The 19,021-nt window shown below is 68.4% G+C and carries 18 protein-coding genes and 1 riboswitch; of the genes, 11 read left to right on the forward strand and 7 right to left on the reverse strand.

Translation table 11 applies throughout. The features are described from left to right. Positions 1–3: 3 nt before the first annotated feature. A complete protein-coding gene (locus G6N59_RS17975) occupies positions 4–357 on the forward strand; it encodes a VOC family protein (protein WP_234884023.1) in 354 nt (117 codons plus the stop codon). On the opposite strand, the gene G6N59_RS17980 is transcribed toward G6N59_RS17975, so the two are convergent. Together G6N59_RS17980 and G6N59_RS17985 are read right to left on the reverse strand one after the other, a co-directional pair. Further along, positions 354–4,481 (reverse strand): alpha-(1->3)-arabinofuranosyltransferase, encoded by a 4,128-nt coding sequence (locus G6N59_RS17980; RefSeq protein ID WP_138228176.1) that lies wholly within the window; start codon positions 4,479–4,481, stop codon positions 354–356. The two genes, G6N59_RS17975 and G6N59_RS17980, sit on opposite strands and share 4 nt — an antisense overlap. 52 nt (positions 4,482–4,533) lie before the next feature. After that, positions 4,534–4,707, reverse strand: a complete 174-nt coding sequence (locus tag G6N59_RS17985; protein ID WP_138228177.1) for a DUF2613 domain-containing protein — start codon at positions 4,705–4,707, stop codon at positions 4,534–4,536. 106 nt (positions 4,708–4,813) lie between these two features. Here G6N59_RS17985 and G6N59_RS17990 point away from each other — a divergent pair, with 106 nt between their 5' ends. The 5 genes from G6N59_RS17990 (at position 4,814) to G6N59_RS18010 (ending at position 9,756) form a co-directional block, all read left to right on the forward strand. Next, entirely contained in the window at positions 4,814–6,001 is a 1,188-nt protein-coding gene (locus G6N59_RS17990; protein WP_138228178.1) for a glycoside hydrolase family 3 N-terminal domain-containing protein, read from the forward strand. A gap of 25 nt (positions 6,002–6,026) precedes the next feature. After that, entirely contained in the window at positions 6,027–6,626 is a 600-nt protein-coding gene (locus G6N59_RS17995; RefSeq protein ID WP_073697390.1) for a TetR/AcrR family transcriptional regulator, read from the forward strand. 75 nt (positions 6,627–6,701) lie between these two features. Continuing rightward, a riboswitch (cobalamin riboswitch) is annotated at positions 6,702–6,886 on the forward strand. A 67-nt stretch (positions 6,887–6,953) separates the two neighbouring features. Continuing rightward, positions 6,954–7,961 (forward strand): ABC transporter substrate-binding protein, encoded by a 1,008-nt coding sequence (locus G6N59_RS18000; protein WP_138228179.1) that lies wholly within the window; start codon positions 6,954–6,956, stop codon positions 7,959–7,961. Between the two features lie 20 nt (positions 7,962–7,981). Further along, positions 7,982–8,971: a FecCD family ABC transporter permease gene (locus tag G6N59_RS18005; protein ID WP_163912062.1), complete on the forward strand. Its 990-nt coding sequence runs from the start codon at positions 7,982–7,984 to the stop codon at positions 8,969–8,971. Further along, complete coding sequence (locus G6N59_RS18010) at positions 8,968–9,756, forward strand: ABC transporter ATP-binding protein (protein ID WP_138228181.1); 789 nt, start codon at positions 8,968–8,970, stop codon at positions 9,754–9,756. Before G6N59_RS18005 ends, G6N59_RS18010 begins: the two co-directional genes overlap by 4 nt. A gap of 73 nt (positions 9,757–9,829) precedes the next feature. Here G6N59_RS18010 and G6N59_RS18015 read toward each other — a convergent pair whose 3' ends face one another. Beyond that, positions 9,830–10,672, reverse strand: a complete 843-nt coding sequence (locus G6N59_RS18015; RefSeq protein WP_138228182.1) for a MaoC/PaaZ C-terminal domain-containing protein — start codon at positions 10,670–10,672, stop codon at positions 9,830–9,832. A 34-nt stretch (positions 10,673–10,706) separates the two neighbouring features. Continuing rightward, the gene (locus tag G6N59_RS18020; RefSeq protein ID WP_138228183.1) at positions 10,707–12,068 is read right to left on the reverse strand and encodes a 3-oxoacyl-ACP reductase; all 1,362 of its coding nucleotides are present in this window, start codon (positions 12,066–12,068) and stop codon (positions 10,707–10,709) included. 144 nt (positions 12,069–12,212) lie between these two features. Between G6N59_RS18020 and G6N59_RS18025 the strand changes: the two genes are divergently transcribed. Beyond that, complete coding sequence (locus G6N59_RS18025) at positions 12,213–13,520, forward strand: acetyl-CoA C-acetyltransferase (protein ID WP_138228184.1); 1,308 nt, start codon at positions 12,213–12,215, stop codon at positions 13,518–13,520. A 165-nt stretch (positions 13,521–13,685) separates the two neighbouring features. On the opposite strand, the gene G6N59_RS18030 is transcribed toward G6N59_RS18025, so the two are convergent. Further along, a complete protein-coding gene (locus G6N59_RS18030; RefSeq protein ID WP_138228185.1) occupies positions 13,686–14,492 on the reverse strand; it encodes an alpha/beta fold hydrolase in 807 nt (268 codons plus the stop codon). A gap of 120 nt (positions 14,493–14,612) precedes the next feature. Between G6N59_RS18030 and G6N59_RS18035 the strand changes: the two genes are divergently transcribed. Beyond that, positions 14,613–15,191, forward strand: a complete 579-nt coding sequence (locus G6N59_RS18035; protein WP_138228186.1) for a TetR/AcrR family transcriptional regulator — start codon at positions 14,613–14,615, stop codon at positions 15,189–15,191. A gap of 3 nt (positions 15,192–15,194) precedes the next feature. On the opposite strand, the gene G6N59_RS18040 is transcribed toward G6N59_RS18035, so the two are convergent. Together G6N59_RS18040 and G6N59_RS18045 are read right to left on the reverse strand one after the other, a co-directional pair. Continuing rightward, a complete protein-coding gene (locus tag G6N59_RS18040; protein ID WP_138228187.1) occupies positions 15,195–15,527 on the reverse strand; it encodes a DUF488 domain-containing protein in 333 nt (110 codons plus the stop codon). Then, positions 15,524–16,639 (reverse strand): TDT family transporter, encoded by a 1,116-nt coding sequence (locus G6N59_RS18045; RefSeq protein WP_138228188.1) that lies wholly within the window; start codon positions 16,637–16,639, stop codon positions 15,524–15,526. The genes G6N59_RS18040 and G6N59_RS18045 overlap by 4 nt, the downstream gene beginning before the upstream one ends. Positions 16,640–16,672: 33 nt before the next feature. On the opposite strand from G6N59_RS18045, the gene G6N59_RS18050 reads away from it, so the two are divergent. The 3 genes from G6N59_RS18050 to G6N59_RS18060 all read left to right on the forward strand — a co-directional run bounded on the left by G6N59_RS18050 (position 16,673) and on the right by G6N59_RS18060 (position 18,997). Further along, complete coding sequence (locus tag G6N59_RS18050) at positions 16,673–17,638, forward strand: TIGR03564 family F420-dependent LLM class oxidoreductase (protein ID WP_179970216.1); 966 nt, start codon at positions 16,673–16,675, stop codon at positions 17,636–17,638. Positions 17,639–17,699: 61 nt separating this feature from the next. Then, positions 17,700–18,413 (forward strand): VIT1/CCC1 transporter family protein, encoded by a 714-nt coding sequence (locus G6N59_RS18055; protein ID WP_138228190.1) that lies wholly within the window; start codon positions 17,700–17,702, stop codon positions 18,411–18,413. 254 nt (positions 18,414–18,667) lie between these two features. Beyond that, complete coding sequence (locus G6N59_RS18060) at positions 18,668–18,997, forward strand: helix-turn-helix domain-containing protein (RefSeq protein ID WP_235678689.1); 330 nt, start codon at positions 18,668–18,670, stop codon at positions 18,995–18,997. Positions 18,998–19,021 lie beyond the last annotated feature (24 nt).

The raw sequence follows: 19,021 nt of genomic DNA on the forward strand, positions 1-19,021 counted from the left end.
AACGTGAGTACTCCGAAGGGCTATCACTCGGTGACGCCGCGGATGTTCGTGAGCGACCCGCAGCGCGCCGTCGAGTTTCTGCGCGCGGTCTTCGGCGCCGTCGGCGAGGTGCCGCCAGACCGGCCGGCCGAAATCCGCATCGGCGACTCGCTGGTCATGGTCGGCTCGCCGCTGGACCGGGGCGTCTTCCCGGCCTTCCTCTATATCTATGTCGACGACGCCGACCAGGCCTACCAACGTGCCCTGGCCGCGGGCGCCACCACCATCGAGCCGCCGATGGACACGCCCTACGGTGACCGCCGGGCCATGGTGCGCGATCCGTTCGGGAACGTCTTCCAGATCGCCCATCGGCTCTAGTCAGAGGACCGCTTCGGCGCGTCCCACAGCGAGGTGGCCAACGCGGCCACCGAGATGAGCGCCAGGAACTGCACCCACGGCGAATGCCCGACGTAGCCGTCCACCGAGCGCCACGGGTACGCGCTGAGTACCGCGCCCGCGCCGATCAGGCCGGCCGCCGAGGCGACGACGGTCCACCCGTCGAGCCACCGCACCCGTGACTTCAGCAGATACCGGATGCCGATGGCCGCCACCATGGTCGCCAGGCCCGCCCACCCGGCCACCAGGAACCCGAAGCCGATGAGGGCCACGCCCACGACCGCAGGATGCGGCTGCCAGGTGTCCGTCGGCTCGTCATCGACGGGGCGCCGCATCGGCAGCAGCGCCAACAGCGCCAGCAGCGGGAGGAGCGTGAGCCCGCCGAACAGCCCGATCCGGTAGGGGGTGTTCAGCGCGAACGTCAGCGTGACGATGCCCGCGGTGCCGGCCGGCAGCACCCAGCCCTGTTGCCACCCGTTGATGGTCACCGGGGTGAGCATGGCGCCGCCCGCGGTGTGGGCGGTCCAGCCGGGGTTGACGCTTTCGGGGACCACGAGCACCCGCTGTACGGGCGACGGGGCCACGTCCACCTCGCGGTGATCGGAGGTCCACGTCTTCAGCTGCGTGGGAGTCGTCCCGGCGCTGTGGATGTGGGCCGCGAGCGGGCCGGTCAGGCGGGCGCCGACGACGGTGAAGTTCGCGCCCGGGTTGATGAGGAGCTCTTGCTTCCCGGCCGGCAGTTGCAGCGGCTCGGACTGGCACGGCTGGGCCGCGATCGGTTCGCCGTCCAGCAGCGCGCCGACGGTGGTGTGCACCGAGGTCTGCAGGAACTGGCCGGCGATCGCGACGATCGGACCCCGGCCACAGGGCAGCGTGATGGCGCGCCGCCGGTTGGCGGCGGCATCGGCGGGCGCGATCGGTGCGCCGTGGTCGTCGAGGGCGGTGACCTCGGCCAGACCAGGCGGCTTCACCTGGTCGAATCCCAGTGCGGTGCGGTCGATCAGGTCGTGCCAGTCGAGGATCGACAGCTTGATGGTGTCGGTCTTCGCGGGCGTCAGCTGCAGGGTCTGTGGTCCGTCGCCGATCCGTCGCACCTGCGGCCCGGTGCCCAGGTCGACGGCGACGACGGTCGGATGCGCCGGCAGTTCGGAGGCGCTGGGCACGAGCCGCAGGGCGCTGACGGTCGTCGGGGTCGGCAGGTGCACGGTCAGGTTGGCGCCGTTGCGGAATTGCACGATGCCCTGCGGGGCCACCCAGGCAGTGCGCGGGTCGCCGTCGGTGGCGGCGTAGGCCGAGCCCGCGATGTCGATGACGTCTGAGTCGCCGGTCGCCCGGGTGGTGCCGGGCTGGCTCACCAGGTCTGCCAGGTGCGGGCCCTGCCTGGCCTGCACCCACACCGTCGGCACGACGGCCATGGGCGTCGGCACGGTGAGGGTGCGGCTCATGTTCACGGGTTCTTCGGGCGACTGGGCCATGGTGGCGGCGCACCGGACCCCGTTCGGTCCCTCGGCGCAGCCGGGCCGGCCCAGCTGGTCGTTGCCCAGATCCCATTGCGCGACAGCCGATCCCGCGGGCGGACCGGGTACGTCGACGGTGTGCCGCAGGCTCACCGCATGGGCGAAGCCGGACGCGTCGTACTGCGTCACGGAGAAGTCGGTGATGCCGAACTGCACGCCGGGGGACCCGTCGTCGGTGCCGGTCGCGGTGAACCGGACCCATGAGGTCTCGCCGTAGGGCAGGGCGGCCGTCAGCGGCTTGCCCGGCTGGTCGAAGCGAATTGTGCTGGTGCCGTTGGCTGTTGCCACCTCGATGCGGCGCACCTGAGCCCCGACGGCGGTGGCGCTGGGCGTCAGGGTGATGGTCGCGTTGGTCACCGGATGGTCGAAGTCGACCTGAAGCCATTGCCCCACAGCGGTTTGCAGCGAGCTGGACACCCAGCTGGTCGAAGAGTCGCCGTCGATCGCGGCGGCCGGCCCGGCTGCCGTCGCCACGTTGGGTAGCGCAGTCGAATCGGACGACGAACTCGAGGTGGTGATCCGTCCGCCCGGCCACGCGCCGTACGCGGGAGTGGCGCCGGGGCTGGGGTAGTCCATGACGCGGTTGAAGGTGCGTCGCGGATCGTCGGGCGCGCGCACCGCCGACGAGTGGTCGTCGACGCGCCCGTAATCGGTCTCGCGGACCAGCGGGGTGTCGGTGACGGTGACCTCGGGCACCGGCAGCCCGGCCTGCTGTGCGTCCTGAGTCAAGATCATGGGGCCCAGTGGTTTTCGTCCCATGAGGCGCCGGCGCTCGTCGATTCGCAGCAGGGATTCGGGCCCGCCGTCGACGCGGGCCATGGTGTCGGCGTCGGCCAGGTAGGGCTGGGTCGGGGTCGTGCCCGCCACCCGGTAGATCTCGACCGCGGGGTAGCGCGGCCGCAGGCCGCTGTCGGAGACGAAGCCGTCCAGCGTGCCTGCGCCGACCGGGTCGCCGAACTGGGCCACCTTCGTCAGGCCGGGGGATCCGTCGATGGCCCGGTGTACCAGCAGCGGCCGGGCGGACCGCGAGTTGTCGGGGTCCAGGTCATTGCGCACCACGACGAACGAGATGCCTTGGCGGGCAAGGGTATCGGCCAATCCCGCGGATGGCCGCCCGGTGGCGAACAGGCGCTGTACGGAGTCCAGGGCGCGGATGGTTGCGGGCGGGGTCAGTGGAATCGAGTCGCGCACACCCCAGGCGCCGTGCTCCAGTACCTGCAGCGGCTCGTCGTGCGTGTTGCCCCAGACCTGATTGGCGAACGGCGCGCCCGGTGCGACCAGCACCCGGCCCGGTGTCTCGGCGTTGTGTGCGTCGAGCCAGTCCGCGGTCTGGTGCCAGTACTGCGGAATGGCGCGATAGGCGCCCGGCGCGGCCAGGCGGCCCGTCCACGCCAGCGATGTCCCCGCGGCCAGCGCGGTCAGCAGCACCACTGCCACGGCCATCCTCTTGTCCCGCTCGAGGTGGGCGAACGCGTTGATCCATTCCCGGCACGGTGCCGTGCCCGGCAGCGGAATCCGGCCCAGCACGTGGGCCAGGCCCAGCGCCAGCGGCAGCCGCAACACGGGCTCGAGCTTGTGCACGTTGCGCAGCGGGGTGCCGGCGGCGTCGAGGAAGGTCTGCACCTGGTGCGCGATGGGGGAGCCCAGGCCACCCGAGTACGCGACCGCCAGGAGCAGGAGGCCGAGTAGCAGCATCGAGATCAGCCGGCCGCGGGCCGGCATGCTGCGCATCGCCAGACCGGCCATGCCGCCCGCCGCCACCAGGGTCGTGGCGAGCACCGCCACCGAACCGGTGACCAGTGACGAACCTGCCGTCGCGTTGGTCGCGACGAACGCCGTCCAGCCGTAGGTGCCGCGCAGCACCTCGGTCAGCGACAGCCATTGGGTCGTGACCCCCGACGATTCGATGAAGTCCAGGAACGGCGGGCTGATCCGGCCGAGCAGCACCAGCGCCACCGCCCACCACACGATGGCGAGCAGCGTGCAGCCGAACCACCATGCCGTGAAGCGCCACCACCGCCGGTTGGGCCGGTGCCCGGCCCACCAGACGATCGCGGCGAGGCAGCCCGTCAACGTGGCGACGGCGTTGACGGCGCCCATCAGCGCGACGGCGGCGGCCGAGCGCGCGGCCAGCTGCCGAATTCTCGGGTCCCCGCGCAGCGCCAGGATCACCGGCAACAGCACCCACGGCGCCAGCATCATGGGCAGCGTCTCGGACGAGATCGCGCCCAGCGTCGTCAGCGCGCGTGGCGACAGGGCGAATGCCACCGCGGCGAGGACGCGGGACGAGCGGCTGCCGATGCCGAGCGCTTCGGCGACGCGCACCACGCCCCAGAACCCGACGACCAGCAGCAAGGCCCACCACAGTCGTTGGGTCACCCAGCCGGGCAGGCCGATGGCGTCACCGAGGAGGAAGAACGCGCCGTGCGGGAAGAGGTAGCCGTAGGCCTGGTTCTGCGACTGCCCGAAGGGGAGGTCGCTGCTCCACAGGTTGGCCGCCCGCGCGAGGAAGCGCGCGGGGTTGGCGGTGAGATCGAGTTTGGTGTCGGGCGAGACCCGGCCCGGTGACTGGGCGAACGTCAGGACCAGTGCGGCCGCGCTGACGACCCATAGGCAGCGCCGGGAGAGCGGCGCCGCGGGATCAGCTGCGGTTGCCGTATTCGACCCGGTTGAGCACCGATGACGCTGGATCGCCCGATTGCAGCGTCGGCTTGGTGTTCTGCTCCAGCATCAGCGTGGTGCCGAAGACCGCTGCGGCGCCGAGCAAGAGACCGACCACGATGCTGGCTCCGGCGGGCACGAGGAAGCGGTCCATGGCGCCCAAACTAGCATGACGACCTGCCTGCTTCCGTGTTCGCCAGCCTACTCACACGTGATCGCGGGACCGAGGCGCCCTCGTCCCGCGACTAGGCTCGGTGCCCATGTCCCTGCACCGAACCCTCGGCGTACTGGCACTGGTGTCCGGATTGGTGGCGGGTTGCTCCTCGTCGTCCGACCATCCTGCTGCGTCCAGCACGTCCAGCCCGGCCAAGAGCACGGCCTCCTCCAGCAAGCCCATGGACGCCCCCGCGCCGACCGCCCCGCCGTGCGATCCGCACGCCCTGCTCAGCACCCTCACGCTGCGGCAGAAGCTGGCCCAGTTGCTCATGGTGGGCGTCAAGGATGCCGCCGATGCCCGTGCCGCGGTGACTCAGCAGCAGGTCGGCGGCATCTTCATCGGGAGCTGGACGGACCTGTCCATGCTGTCCGACGGCACCATCGGTGCGCTGCAGGCCGCGTCAGGTGCGCTGCCGCTGGCGGTCAGCATCGACGAAGAAGGCGGCCGGGTGTCCCGGCTGAAGAAGCTGATCGGGCCGCAGGAGTCGGCGCGCGTCCTCGCGACGACCAAGACCCCGGCCGAGGTCCAGGCCATCGCCAAGGACCGCGGGCAGCAGATGAAGGACAAGTTCGGCATCACCGTCGACTTCGCGCCCGACGCCGACGTCACCGAAGAAGCTGATGACGAGGTGATCGGAGACCGCTCCTTCGGCTCGGACCCGCAGAAGGTGACCGAGTACGCCGGCGCCTACGCCGCGGGCCTGCGCGAGGCGGGGCTGGTTCCGGTGCTCAAGCACTTCCCCGGTCACGGCCACGGCTCGGGCGACTCGCACACCGGGGGCGTGAAGACGCCGCCGCTGGAGGCGCTGAAGGACAACGACCTGGTGCCGTACCGGACGTTGACGACGCAGCAGCCCGTCGCCGTGATGGTCGGGCACCTGCAGGTGCCCGGCCTGACCCTCGGCGACGACCCGGCCAGCCTCAGCAAGCCGGCCTACGACCTGCTGCGCAGCGGCCAGTACGGCGGCCCGCCGTTCGACGGCGTCGTGTTCACCGACGATCTGACCGGCATGGCTGCCATCAGTCAGCACTTCGGCGTCGCTGACGCGGCGTTGAAGGCGCTCCAAGCCGGCGCGGACGTCGCGCTGTGGATCACCACCGACGGCATCCCGGACGTGCTGGACAAGCTCGAGGCGGCCGCGCAGGCCGGGCAGCTGGACCAGGCGCAGATCGACAAGTCGGTGCTGCGGGTGGCGGCCATGAAAGGGCCGGGCGCGAAATGCGTGAAGTGAGCCTTGTTTTGAATACCCTGATCTGATGGCAGGTGGAACCAAGCGGCTGCCGCGGGCCGTCCGCGAACAGCAGATGCTCGACGCCGCCGTGCAGATGTTCTCGGTGAACGGCTATCACGAGACCTCGATGGACGCGATCGCCGCGCAGGCCGAGATTTCCAAGCCGATGCTGTACCTCTATTACGGCTCGAAGGAAGAGCTGTTCGCCGCGTGCCTGGATCGGGAGCTGACCCGCTTCGTCGACACCGTCCGGGCGGACATCAACTTCGCCCAGAGTCCGCGCGACCTGCTGCGTAACGCGGTGCTGTCGTTCATGACGTACATCGACCGCAACCGGGCGTCCTGGATCGTGCTGTACACCCAGGCCACCAGCTCGCAGGCGTTCGCCCACACGGTGCGCGAGGGCCGTGAGAAGATCATCGACCTGGTTGCCCGGCTGCTGAGTACCGGTACGCGAAACCCGGAGCCGGACAGCGACTTCGAGATGATGGCCGTGGCCCTGGTGGGCGCGGGTGAGGCCATCGCGTCGCGGGTGAGTGCCGGTGACACTGATGTCAACGATGCCACCGAGCTGATGATCAACCTGTTCTGGCGCGGCCTGAAGGGCAAGCGCGCCGAGTCCTGATCCGCGCGCCGAGCGTGAGCTTGTGTTCGAAAAATCTGCCGAACTTCGACCATGAGCTCAGTTTCGAGACGGCTGGTATGGTCCGCTTGAGCCAGTCGAACCCAACGCGGTTGGGTCAGGGAATCCGGTGCGAACCCGGAACTGACGCGCAGCGGTGAGGGGGACAGGCGGAGCAACGGCCACTGGCCCCATGTGGGCTGGGAAGGCGCTCCGGCTGGATGATCCCGAGTCCGAAGACCTGCCGGCTCGGGCTCTCGCGGCCTGGCGGTGCGAGGACCCCCCACGGATGGACTCCGCGACCCGAGTCCCGGATCGGAAGGCGCCGCCGTGTCTCGACGTACCATTGTCCTTGTCTCACTGATTGTTTCGCTGGTCTGCTCATGTGGCGGACCGCGCGCGACCGGAACTCTCAACGCCGGAACGGCCGGCTATCCCGTCACGTTGCAGAACTGCGGACGCACGGTGACGGTGACAGCGCCACCGCGGCGTGCGGTGTCGATCAATCAGCCGGCCAGCGAACTGCTCCTGGCGCTCGGGCTCAGCGACCGCATGGCCGGTACCGCATCCTGGAGCGACGACGTGCGGCCCGACCTCGCCGACGACAACGCCAAAGTGTCTGTGCTGAGCCGAGAATTTCCATCGTTCGAGCGGGTGCTCAAGGAGAAGCCAGACTTCGTCTACGCGACGTTCGACTGGTCGTTCACCGATCAGGGCGTCGCCCCGCGGGATCGGTTCGAGCGCCTCGGGGTGCCGACGTACCAGTCCTCCAGCGAGTGCGGTGGCCAGGACGCGGCGCAGCAGCGCGCGTTGACCCTCGACGACATGTACGCCGAAATCCGCGACCTTGCCGAGGTTTTCGATGTTCCTGAGCGCGGTGAAAAGTTGGTGTCGACATTGCGGACCCGGATGGCGACCGCGACAAACGGCCTCAAAGCCGACGACGTCTCTGTGATGTGGTGGTACGCCGGTACCAGAACTCCATACATCGCGGGCTGCTGCGGTGCGCCCGGGATCGTCACCGCCGCCGTCGGAGCGCGCAACGCGTTCGCCGACAACCGGCAACTGTGGCCCGAGATTTCCTGGGAGGCCATTCTGCAACGCGATCCCGATGTGCTGGTCCTCGCCGATCTCACCCGGGGCAAGGACGGTGACAGCGTCGCCGCCAAGATCAAGTTCCTCGAAACCGACCCCGCGGCCAGCAAATTGAGGGCTGTGCGGGAGCGGCGGTGGATCGTGCTGCCTGCCAGCGCGATGGACCCGTCGCTGCGCAACGTGGATGCCGTCGAGACCTTCGCATCCGGGCTGCGCGCGTTCGGGCTGGGCGGAAAGTCCTGACGGCGGTGCGCACCACCGGGATGGTGATGCTCGGCCTCGCGGTCCTGGCGCTGTCGATCGCGGCGGCGATGATCATCGGGCCCGCCGACCTCGGGTTCGGCGACGTGTATGCCGTCGTCGCGCAACATGTTTGGGGCCGTCCAGCGGATATCACACCGATCGACGACGGCATCGTGTGGGAGCTGCGGTTGCCACGGGCGCTACTGGCTGCCAGCTGCGGTGCGGGCCTGGGTATCTGCGGGGCGATCCTGCAGTCGCTGATGCGCAACCCATTGGCCGACCCGTTCATGCTGGGCATCTCCTCCGGTGCATCCACGGGAGCGGTGCTGGTGGTGGTGGCGGGTATCGGTGGTGCGCTGACGCTGTCGGGCGGTGCTTTCATCGGTGCGGTGATCGCGTTCGTTCTGGTCCTGGCGCTGGCCGCCGTCTCCGGCGGCGGGCAGGACCGCGTACTGCTGGCCGGAGTCGCTGGTACCCAGCTCTTTTCGGCGGCCACGGCGTTGGTGGTGTTCTCTTCCGCCGACGCTCAACAGACCCGCGGAGTGCTGTTCTGGCTGCTCGGCTCGCTGGCCGGGGCCGGCTGGTCTCAGGTGGCGCTGTGCGGTCTCATCTGCGCGGTCTGCCTGGCGATCTGCTGGCTGCATTCAGATGCCTTGGATGCGTTCGCTTTCGGTCGTGACGCGGCCGCCGCGTTGGGTGTCTCGGTGCGGCGGGTCCGGGCCGTCTTGTTGGCGACCACGGCGCTGCTTACGGCCGTGCTGGTGAGTGCGGCCGGCGCAATCGGTTTCGTCGGACTGGTATTGCCGCACGCGGCTCGGATGATCGTCGGGCCGTCCCACCGCCGGCTGCTGCCGGTCACCGCGATCACCGGCGCCATCTTCCTGGTCTGGGTCGACGCGGCGGCCCGCACGGTATTCGCGCCCCAGGAATTGCCGGTCGGCGTGGTGACGGCGCTCGTCGGTGTGCCGATCTTCATGTGGATTCTGGCTCGCCGCAGGAGGTTTCGGTGACGGCCTCGATCGCGGCGGAATCGGTCAGCTGGTCGGCCGGTGGACGGCTCGTCATCGACGGGGTGTCCCTGACGGTGGCCGACGGTGAGACGCTGGGGTTGCTCGGGCCCAACGGCGCCGGCAAGTCCTCATTGTTGCGCCTGCTCGCCGGACTGCGGCATCCCGACGGTGGGGCGGTCCTGCTCACCGGACGTTCACTGGCCGGCCATCGGCGCCGCGCCGTCGCGCAACGCATCGCGGTGGTCGAGCAGCAGGTCGGCACGGAGTTGGACGTGACCGTCGAGCAGATTGTGCGGTTGGGCCGAATTCCGCACCGCGACATCTGGTCTGGCGATACGGAGGCCGACAACCGCGCCGTCGAGCGTGCCCTCGTGTACACCGAGACTGCCGGCATGCGCGACCGGGACTGGCGGACGCTGTCCGGCGGTGAACAGCAGCGGGTACAGATTGCCCGGGCGCTCGCTCAGGAGCCCCGTGAACTGCTGCTGGACGAACCCACCAACCATCTCGACATCCGCCACCAGTTCGAGTTGCTCGCGCTCATCCGTGCGCTGCCGGTGACGGCGGTGGTGACGCTGCACGACCTCACGCTCGCGGCACTGTTCTGCGACCGGCTCGTCGTGCTCGACAAGGGGCGGGTTGTGGCGGCCGGTACCCCCGCCGAAGTGCTTACTGCCGAATTGATTTCGTCGGTCTACGGCGTCGCGGCTCGCGTCGTTCCCGACGGCGCCGGCAATGGCCGCCCGTCGGTCCAACTGCTCCCGCCCGATACCCGCCCAATGTGAAGTAGATCGCGAGAAATCGCTGGATCTTCGCGATCTACTTCACGCTGAGCAGCGCCCTGCACCAGCTCGCGAGTTACAGCGCGGTGACCGTCGCGGTCAGGTGCGGGTAGCCCTTCGACAGATTGCGCAGCGCGAGCTCCCAGCCGTCGCCGTCCTGTGAGACGTACAGCCCGACCTTGGCCGGCAGCAGCACGGGCTTCCCGAACTTGACGGAGTACCGAACGGCGTCCGGAAGCTGGCCCTCGATGTTGGCCAGAACCGCTGCGGCGCTGAACATTCCGTGCGCGATCGCGGTCGGGAAGCCGAACAGCTTGGCGCCGATGGAGCTGGTGTGGATCGGGTTGTGGTCGCCGCCGATGTCGGCGTAGTGCCGAATCTGGCCGGGGCTGATGCTGATGACCGCGTTGGGCGGCGGCAGCTTCGGCTGCTTGACCGGCTCGGGCTTGGGCTCGCCCGACAGGCTGGTCCGCTGCTGGTGCAGAAACGTGGTGACCTGGCTCCACACCAGATCATTGCCGACCTTGATGTCGGTGATGATGTCGACCAGCAGACCCTTGCGGTGCTCGCGCAGGTTCTCCGCGCGCACCGCGACGTCCAGTTTGTCGGTGACCTTGATGGGCCGGTACTGGGTGATGTGGTTCTCGATGTGCACCGAACCCATTGCGGCGAACGGGAAATCGAATCCGGTGACCAGCGACATCATGGTCGGGAACGTCAGCGCGAACGGGTAGGTCAGCGGCACGGTGTCGCCGAACCGCAGCCCGGTCACCGCGGCGTACTCGGCAACATTCTTCGGGTCGATGGTCAGGCCCGACACCGTGACGGTGCGGGCCGGCAGGGTGGAGCCGCGCGACACGAACGGCAGTGCACCTGCCACCGCCCGCGCCATGTTCAAAAGACCGTTTGGTTGTGCCATGGCTAGTGCCTCCTGTTCTTCGCGCAAGCGCTCATCACGCTCCCAGCAGGGCCTGGCCGCAGACCCGGATCGTGTTGCCGGTCACGGCATTCGACGCGGGGCTGGCGAAGTACGCGATCAGCTCGGCGACGTCGACCGGCAGGCCGCCCTGGAACAGCGAGTTGAGCCGACGGCCGACCTCGCGGGTGGCCAGCGGGATGGCGTCGGTCATCTTGGTCTCGATGAAGCCCGGCGCGACGGCGTTGATGGTGACGCCCTTCTCGCCGAATACCGGGGCGAACGCGTCGGTCATGCCGATCATGCCGGCCTTGGTGGCGGCGTAGTTGGTCTGGCCGCGGTTACCGGCGATACCGGCCATCGACGACAGGCCAACGATCCGGCCGCCTTCACCGATGGTGCCGTTCTCCACCAGACCCTGCGCAAGGCGTTGCGGCGCAAGGAGGTTCACGGCGATCACCGAGTCCCAGCGGGCGTCGTCCATGTTGGCGAGCAGCTTGTCGCGGGTGATGCCGGCGTTGTTGACCAGCACATCGGCCTTACCGCCGTTGATGCCCGAATAGTTCTCCGCCAGGTGCGCAACAATTTTTTCGACGGCGTCGTCGGCCGTCACGTCCAGCGCCAGCGCTGTGCCACCGACCGCGGCAGCGGTCTCGGCGAGCGCGTCGGCGGCCTGCGGCACGTCGATGGCGACGACGGCAGCGCCATCGCGCGCGAACACCCGGGCGATCTCGGCGCCGATACCGCGGGCGGCACCGGTCACCAGGGCGACCTTGCCGGCCAGCGGCTTGTCCCAGTCCGCCGGGGCGACGGAGTCGGCGGCACCGACGTAGAACACCTGGCCGTCGACGTAGGCCGACTTGCCCGACAGCAGGAAGCGGACGGTCGACTCGATGCCCGACGCGGCCGGCGAGGCCTTGGCCGACAGGTAGACCAGCCCGATGGTGGCGCCGCGCTGCAGCTCCTTGCCGAGCGACCGGGTGAAGCCTTCGAGGGCGCGCTGGGCGATGCGCTCGTCGATGGTGTCGGTCTCGTCGGGCGTGGTGCCGACGACCACGACGCGGCTGTTGGCGGCCAGGTTGCGCAGCACCGGGGTGAAGAACTTGTGCAGCTCCTTGAGCTGCTCGGGCTTGGTGATGCCGGTGGCGTCGAACAGCAGGCCACCGAACGAGTCGGCCCAGCGGCCGCCGACGTTGTTGCCGACCAGGTCGTAGTCGTCGGCCAGGGCAGCACGCAGCGGCTCGGCGACGCGGCCTTCGCCGCCGATCAGCAGTGGGCCGTTCAGCGCCGGCTCGCCGGCCTTGTAGCGGCGCAGCGGCTGGGGCTGCGGCACGCCGAGCTGTTTGGCCAGGAACGAACCTGGGCCGGAGGTCAGAACTTGGGAGAGGACGTCAGCCATTGCGGACCTTTCTGCGGACGTATGTCGTATAGACGGAACCGTCTTGTCAGAGACGAACTTACTCCAGAGTAAGAACGGTGGGTAATATAGGCACCAAGCAACATCTTGCCTCAGTCAGCCAACGCCAACGAACTGGAGAAAACCGTGGCCGAGACCAACAGCCGCCGCCGGGTAGCAATCCTGGGTGGTAATCGCATTCCCTTCGCACGATCCGACGGTGCGTACGCAAACGCCTCCAACCAGGACATGTTCACCGCGGCCCTGGACGGTCTGATCGACCGCTTCAACCTCAAGGGCGAAAAGCTCGACATGGTGATCGGCGGCGCCGTGCTCAAACACAGCCGTGATTTCAATCTCATGCGCGAGTGTGTGCTGGGCACCTCGCTGTCGCCGTATACGCCGGCGTTCGACCTGCAGCAGGCCTGTGGCACCGGCCTGCAGTCGGCCATCGCGGCTGCTGACGGTATCGCTGCCGGCCGCTACCAGGTGGCCGCGGCCGGTGGTGTGGACACCGCGTCGGACGCACCCATCGCCCTCGGCAACGACCTGCGCCGCGTGCTGCTGAGCCTGCGGCGCGCCAAGTCGAACGTCGACCGGCTCAAGCTCGTCGGCAAGCTGCCGGCCGCCGTCGGCGTCGAGATCCCGGTCAACAGCGAGGCCCGCACCGGCCTGTCGATGGGCGAGCACGCCGCCCAGACCGCCAAGGAGATGGGCGTCAAGCGCACCGATCAGGACGCCCTGGCCGCTGCCAGCCACCAGAACATGGCCGCTGCCTACGACCGCGGCTTCTTCGATGACCTGGTCAGCCCCTTCCTGGGCCTGTACCGCGACAACAATCTGCGCGCCGACTCCTCGACCGAGAAGCTGGCCAAGCTCAAGCCGGTCTTCGGGGTCAAGCTGGGTGACGCCACCATGACCGCCGGCAACTCGACCCCGCTGACCGACGGCGCGTCGGTGGCGCTGCTGTCCACCGACGAGTGGGCCGCCGAGCGGAACATCCCGGTGCTGGCCTACTTCGTCGACTCCGAAACCGCCGCCGTCGACTACGTCAACGGCCCGGACGGCCTGCTCATGGCTCCGACCTACGCCGTGCCGCGGCTGCTGGCCCGCAACGGCCTGACGCTGCAGGACTTCGACTTCTACGAGATTCACGAGGCGTTCGCCTCCGTGGTGCTGGCCACGCTCGCGGCGTGGGAGTCGCCCGAGTACTGCAAGGGCCGCCTCGGTCTGGACGCCCCGCTCGGGTCTATCGACCGGTCGAAGCTCAACGTCAACGGCTCGTCGCTGGCCGCGGGTCACCCGTTCGCCGCGACCGGCGGCCGCATCGTGGCCCAGCTGGCCAAGCAGCTCGCCGAGAAGAAGGCTGCGAACGGAGGGACCGGAACCTACCGCGGCCTGATCTCCATCTGCGCCGCAGGTGGGCAGGGCGTCACCGCCATCCTGGAGGCGTAGACCAGCGATTTGTGCACGATTTTTCGCGCCGGCCGCGGATTTTCGTGCACAAAACGCTCGGGTGTAACGCTCTAGGAGGCAGCAGCGATACCCCTAGTGCCTCGTGCTTCCGTCTGACCCCCGACCTGACGGAGGCACGGGGCACTCTCATATCGAGGTGCGGCGTCAGGCGATGTGTTCGCGGATGGTCGCCAGGAACGGTTGGGTCAGGGCCAGGAACTCGTCAGGTGCGGACGAGAACGACACATGGCCGGTGTTCAGTACCACGAACTCGGAGCCGGCGATTGCGGCGTTGGCCGCGCGACCGGCCGCCTGCGGGATGGCGACGTCGCGGCGCCCCCAGATGATGAGCGTCGGTGCGGTTATGTGCCTTGCACGCGACCGAAGATCGTGATCGCGCCCGGCGAAACTACGCCACAGCGCGGCTCCTTGCAGCCGTCCCGCGGCCGTGCGCACTTGTGCCTGGGTGTGATCGACGATCTCGTGGTCGAGTGCGGTCCGTGGCTTCATGTACGCCCGGGTGAACAGGGGTGCGAGCGCCTTGAACACGGTTGGCGTGCCCATCGTCCGGCAGAACAGGCGTACCGCGGCATTCATCGGCATGAAACCGCCGGTCTGCACCAGCACCAGCCCGGCCACCTGCTGCGGCCGGTTGATCGCCAGCCGCGCGGCTGCGAAGCCGCCTACTGAGTTGCCGATCAATACCACCTTCGAGGCTCCGAGGTGGTCCACCAGGTCTTCGAGAGCGTCGGCGAACAGTGGCGCACTCAAATTCGCCGGGTCCGCGGCCGGCGGCGAGTCGCCGCAGCCGGGCCAGTCCACGGCGATGACGCGGTGGTCGCGTGCCAGCGTGGGAGCAATGGCATCAAAGTCGTGGTGACTGTGCAACGTGGCGTGCAACAGGATCAGGACCGGGCCGTCACCGCGGTCCTGGTAGGTGAGTGTTCCGGCGCGGGTGTCGACTGTGTGCATGACACGATGCTAGATATTGATCGACCGGTCGGTCAATGAACAATATGAATTCCGTCTATCTGAGGAAAAACAAGTAACATCACGGCTGACCAGTCGGTCAATGGGGACGAATAGGATGTCATGACGACCGGAATATCGCGGGCGGCAGCCAAAGAACGAACCCGTGAGATGCTGTTGGACACCGGCTTCGCCCTGGCTGAGACGACTGGGCTGGACAGCCTGAGCGTCAATGCCATCACCGCAGCGGCCGGGGTGGCCAAGGGGACGTTCTTTCACCACTTCGGTGACCGCACGGCGTACCTGGTGCAGCTGCACCGGCGGTTTCACGATCGGATACTCACCGACGTGCAGCAGGCCGTCGCGGGCCTGCCGTCGGGGCGCGACCGGTTGGCGGCGATATCCACCACTTATCTGGACGCCTGTCTGAACCAGCGTGGCGTGCGAGCGCTCATCCTCGAAGCCCGGGCGCTGGTACCGATCCAAGACGAGATCGCCCGGCGCAATGAGGCGACGGTGACGCTGCTGACCACCGACTTCGTCGCACTGGGCTGGCCGGCCCCGGCTACCGCGGCCCGGCTGTGGATCGGGGCGACCGTCGAGTGCGCGCTGTTCGAACTCGGCCTCGGCCACGCTGATCGGCAGGCCCGTGCCGCGCTCGTCGACTTCGCGACCGCACCGCGGTCGGAAGCCTCGCACTGAGACTCAGTCCTGCTGCAGGACCTCCGCCAACACCGGCACGTGGCTGATGGCGATGTCCTTGGCCGCGGTCGTCAGAGTGACGGGGCCCAGCGCCCGGAGCTTGGCCAATTCGTCGGAGCCAGCCAGCTCCTCGCGGTAGCGGGCGGCGAAGTCGTCGTGCTGGTCCAGATGCGCGTGGTACCACGTGCGCAGTTCGTTCGACGGCGCGACATGCGGCATCCACGTGCCGACCCGTGGGTCTTCCTTGCGAATTCCCCTGGGCCACAACCGGTCCACCGTGACCCGGGGCGGCTGGGCTGGATCAACCGGGTCGTACACCCGAGCAGTGTCGCTCATTTCGGGTCCTTGTGGATGGGTGCCGGAGCAGGTGGCGGGGTGAACAGGCTGCCTCCGACACTGCCACGCAAAGTGCGAACCGCCACCAGTGCCCAGGTCCCCAGCAGGAAGACGTATGCCACGACGGCGGCGACGCGGAACGCGGGCAGGCCGGTATGCGCGGCGAGCTGCGACGTACCGGTGACGAAGGTGCCGACGGGGAACGTCAGGCTCCACCACGTCAGCGCGAACGGCATGCCGCGCCGCATGGTCCGCACGGTCAGCGCGCTGGCCAGGCTGATCCACAGCACCGCGAAGCCCCACACGGGGACGCCGAACAGCACGGCGAAGATGTTCATGCCCGCCGCCAGCTCGGGGCTGATGGCCGAGGCCGCCGCGGTTCCCAGCAACCCCGCCGCGGTGATGCCCTGCCCCAACGGGCCCAGCACGATCCACAACGTCGGCACGCGCGCGGAGCCCGAGGTGCCGTAGTGCGCCAGCCGGCTCCAGATCATCGTGATGATGATCAGCGCCGCGATCAGTGACAGCCCGAACATCGCGAAGCAGCCGTAGAACATCGTCGTGCGGGCGGTGCCGGGCTCCAGATGCGGCAGCAGCAGCGCGCCCGACGCCGCCGACACCATCGGGGGCACGACGGGCATCAGCCAGCCGCCGAACGCGGCGTCCGGCCCGACCTCCAGCTGCGTGAACATCAGGAACGGGATGGTCATCGCGGTGAACAGGCCGCCGATGGTGCCCGCGGTCCACAGCACCCAGTCGAGGTCGACAGCGAAGCGCGTGCCGATCAGGTCCTTGCCGATCAGCAGGGCGCCGAGGCCGACGGTCATCAGTGCCATCGGTGCCGCGCCGTAGAAGTGCGTCATCTGCGGATTGCGCACCTGGCCGCGAGCCACCTTGGGGTGGCGGACCCACTGCACCGACACCGCGACGATCAGCAGCACCAGCAAGGCGGTGGCGATCACCCACACGCCTTCGGCGAAGCCCCGCAACCCGGGCAGCTGCACCGGCAGCGACGCGGCTGCGGTGGCGACGATGCCGGTGCCCATTACGGACGCGAACCAGTTGGGGCCGAAATATTGCAGTCGGGCAGTCTCGGGTGCGTCGGTACTCACGCGCGATCCGCCTTCACTACTCGCTGGGAAGTCATGGTTCGATACTCACAGGTGACCCAGACCGGCCTCAAGGAGCATCCCGTGAAGATCAGCATTTTCGGTTCGTTGAGTGGTTTCACATCTCCCGTCGATGACACCGTCGCGTACCTCGCTCAGCTGCGTGAGGAGGGTTTCCGTCGGGCCTGGTTCGCCCAGATGCCTTACGAGCCAGACCTTCTCACCGTGTTGACGGTCGGGCTGCGGGAAGTCGACGGCATCGAAGTCGGCACCGGCGTGTTGCCCATCCAGAATCAGCATCCGATGCTGCTGGCGCAGCGGGCGCTGACCATCAGCCAGATGTCGGGCGGACGGCTGCTGCTCGGGCTGGGGATGACGCACCAGGCCGTCACCGAGGGCATGTGGGGTATCCCGTGGGACAAGCCGGTGCGCAGGCTGGGTGAGTACCTGGACGGTCTGCTACCGCTGCTGAACGGCGAGAAGGCTGACGCGAGCGGCGAGACGGTGACCACCCGCGGTGCGCTGATCATCCCCGGTGCCCCGACCCCGCCCGTGTACATCGCCGCCCTCGGGCCGAAGCTGCTGCAGATCGCCGGACGGCGTTCCTCGGGCACGGTGACCTGGATGACCGGGCCGAAAACCCTTGCGGGCCACGTCAGCCCGACACTGCGTCAAGCGGCGGCCGACGCCGGCCGGGCCGACGCCGTCCGGGTGGTGGCAGCCATTCCGGTCTCGGTGACCGACGACGTCGACGGCGCCCGCAAGCAGGCCGCTGAGCAGTTCGCGATCTACGGGCACCTGCCGTCGTACCGCGCGATGCTCGACCGGGAGGGCTACGCCGGACCGGAGGACGTCGCGATCATCGGCGACGAGCAGACGGTGCGTGATCGCCTCGCCGAGATCGAAGCCGCCGGCGTCGACGAATACGTCGGCGTGACGTTCGATCCGTCCGCCGAAGGACGGGCTCGCACCCGCGCGGTGCTGAAGAACATCGAATCTTGACCAGGTTTGGCAAGGCTTCATTGGCTGGCGGATCGACGCCGACCTGGATAGCGTTGCCGGAATGGCGATCTCGTCGCATGCAGCCGAGCCTCATGAGGGTTCGGTTGCGTCGAAACTGAACTGGTTGCGCGCCGGCGTGCTCGGCGCCAACGACGGCATTGTGTCCACCGCCGGCATCGTGGTCGGTGTCGCAGCCGCGACGGCAGAGCGCGGGCCCATCTTCACCGCAGGTATGGCCGGACTGGTGGCCGGCGCGGTGTCGATGGCATTGGGCGAATACGTGTCGGTGAGCTCCCAGCGCGACACCGAACGGGCTCTGCTGGCCAAAGAACGTCGTGAGCTCAAAGAGGACCCCGCCGCCGAACTCGATGAACTGGCCAGTCTGCTGGAAGGCAGAGGCCTGTCGCCGTCGACCGCGCGCACGGCGGCGGAGGAACTCACCGATCACAACGCGTTCGCGGCGCACGCGGTCGTCGAATTGGGTATCACCCCAGGGGATTTGTCGAACCCGTGGGCGGCCGCCTTCTCGTCCGCGGTGGCGTTCACCGTCGGGGCGTTGTTGCCGTTGGTGGCGATACTGCTGCCGCCGACGGACTACCGGGTTCCGGTGACCATGTTCGCGGTGCTCCTGGCATTGGCCATCACCGGGGTGGTGTCGGCCCGGCTCGGCGGCGCATCCGTCGGAAAGGCGGTGGCTCGCAACGTGATAGGCGGCGCCCTGGCATTGGGCGCCACCTATGCCGTCGGCCATCTCGTGGGCGGCGTCGTCGCCTGAGCCCGACTGACCCGCCCGCGGTCCTTACTGGCGTCTATCGGTGTGTCGGGCACTGGCGTGTCGGCTCTCCTGTGGCACCTGCGATTTGGAGCGGTCAACGTGCCTTGACGGTCAAGGACAGTTGACCGGCCCAGATCGAACATGTCCTAGAGGCAGGTGCTCGGTTCACGCAACCTGTCGGTGCCCGGGCGGATACTTCCCGAAACATCTGTGGGGAGGGGACAAGCATGGGTGGACCGAGTGATGACCCGTACATGCGTGAACTGGGTCGTCGTGCGCTGGTGGATCTCCTGGGCGAGGAGGGCGCGTATCGAACCCTCAATGGCCTCGATATCGACTTGCCCGATGATGACGTGTTCGAGGAGCGTGAACCGGAACCCGATCCGGTGTTGGCCGATTTCTACAGTGGAAACAGCTTGCGTGCGTTGGCCGACGCCCGTGACGGGCTGGCTGCCGCAAAGGAGCGCTATGACCAGGCCGTCCTTCACGCTCGAGCTGCTGGGTGGACGTGGCCTGAGATAGCGAGGGTTCTCGGCGTTTCCAAGCAGGCGCTGCACAGCCGGTTCCGTGACCGGGCCGGTTGAACTGCCTCTCCCTACACAACTCTC

The organism is Mycolicibacterium aubagnense (assembly GCF_010730955.1).
In the GTDB taxonomy this organism is placed as follows: Bacteria; Actinomycetota; Actinomycetes; order Mycobacteriales; family Mycobacteriaceae; genus Mycobacterium; species Mycobacterium aubagnense.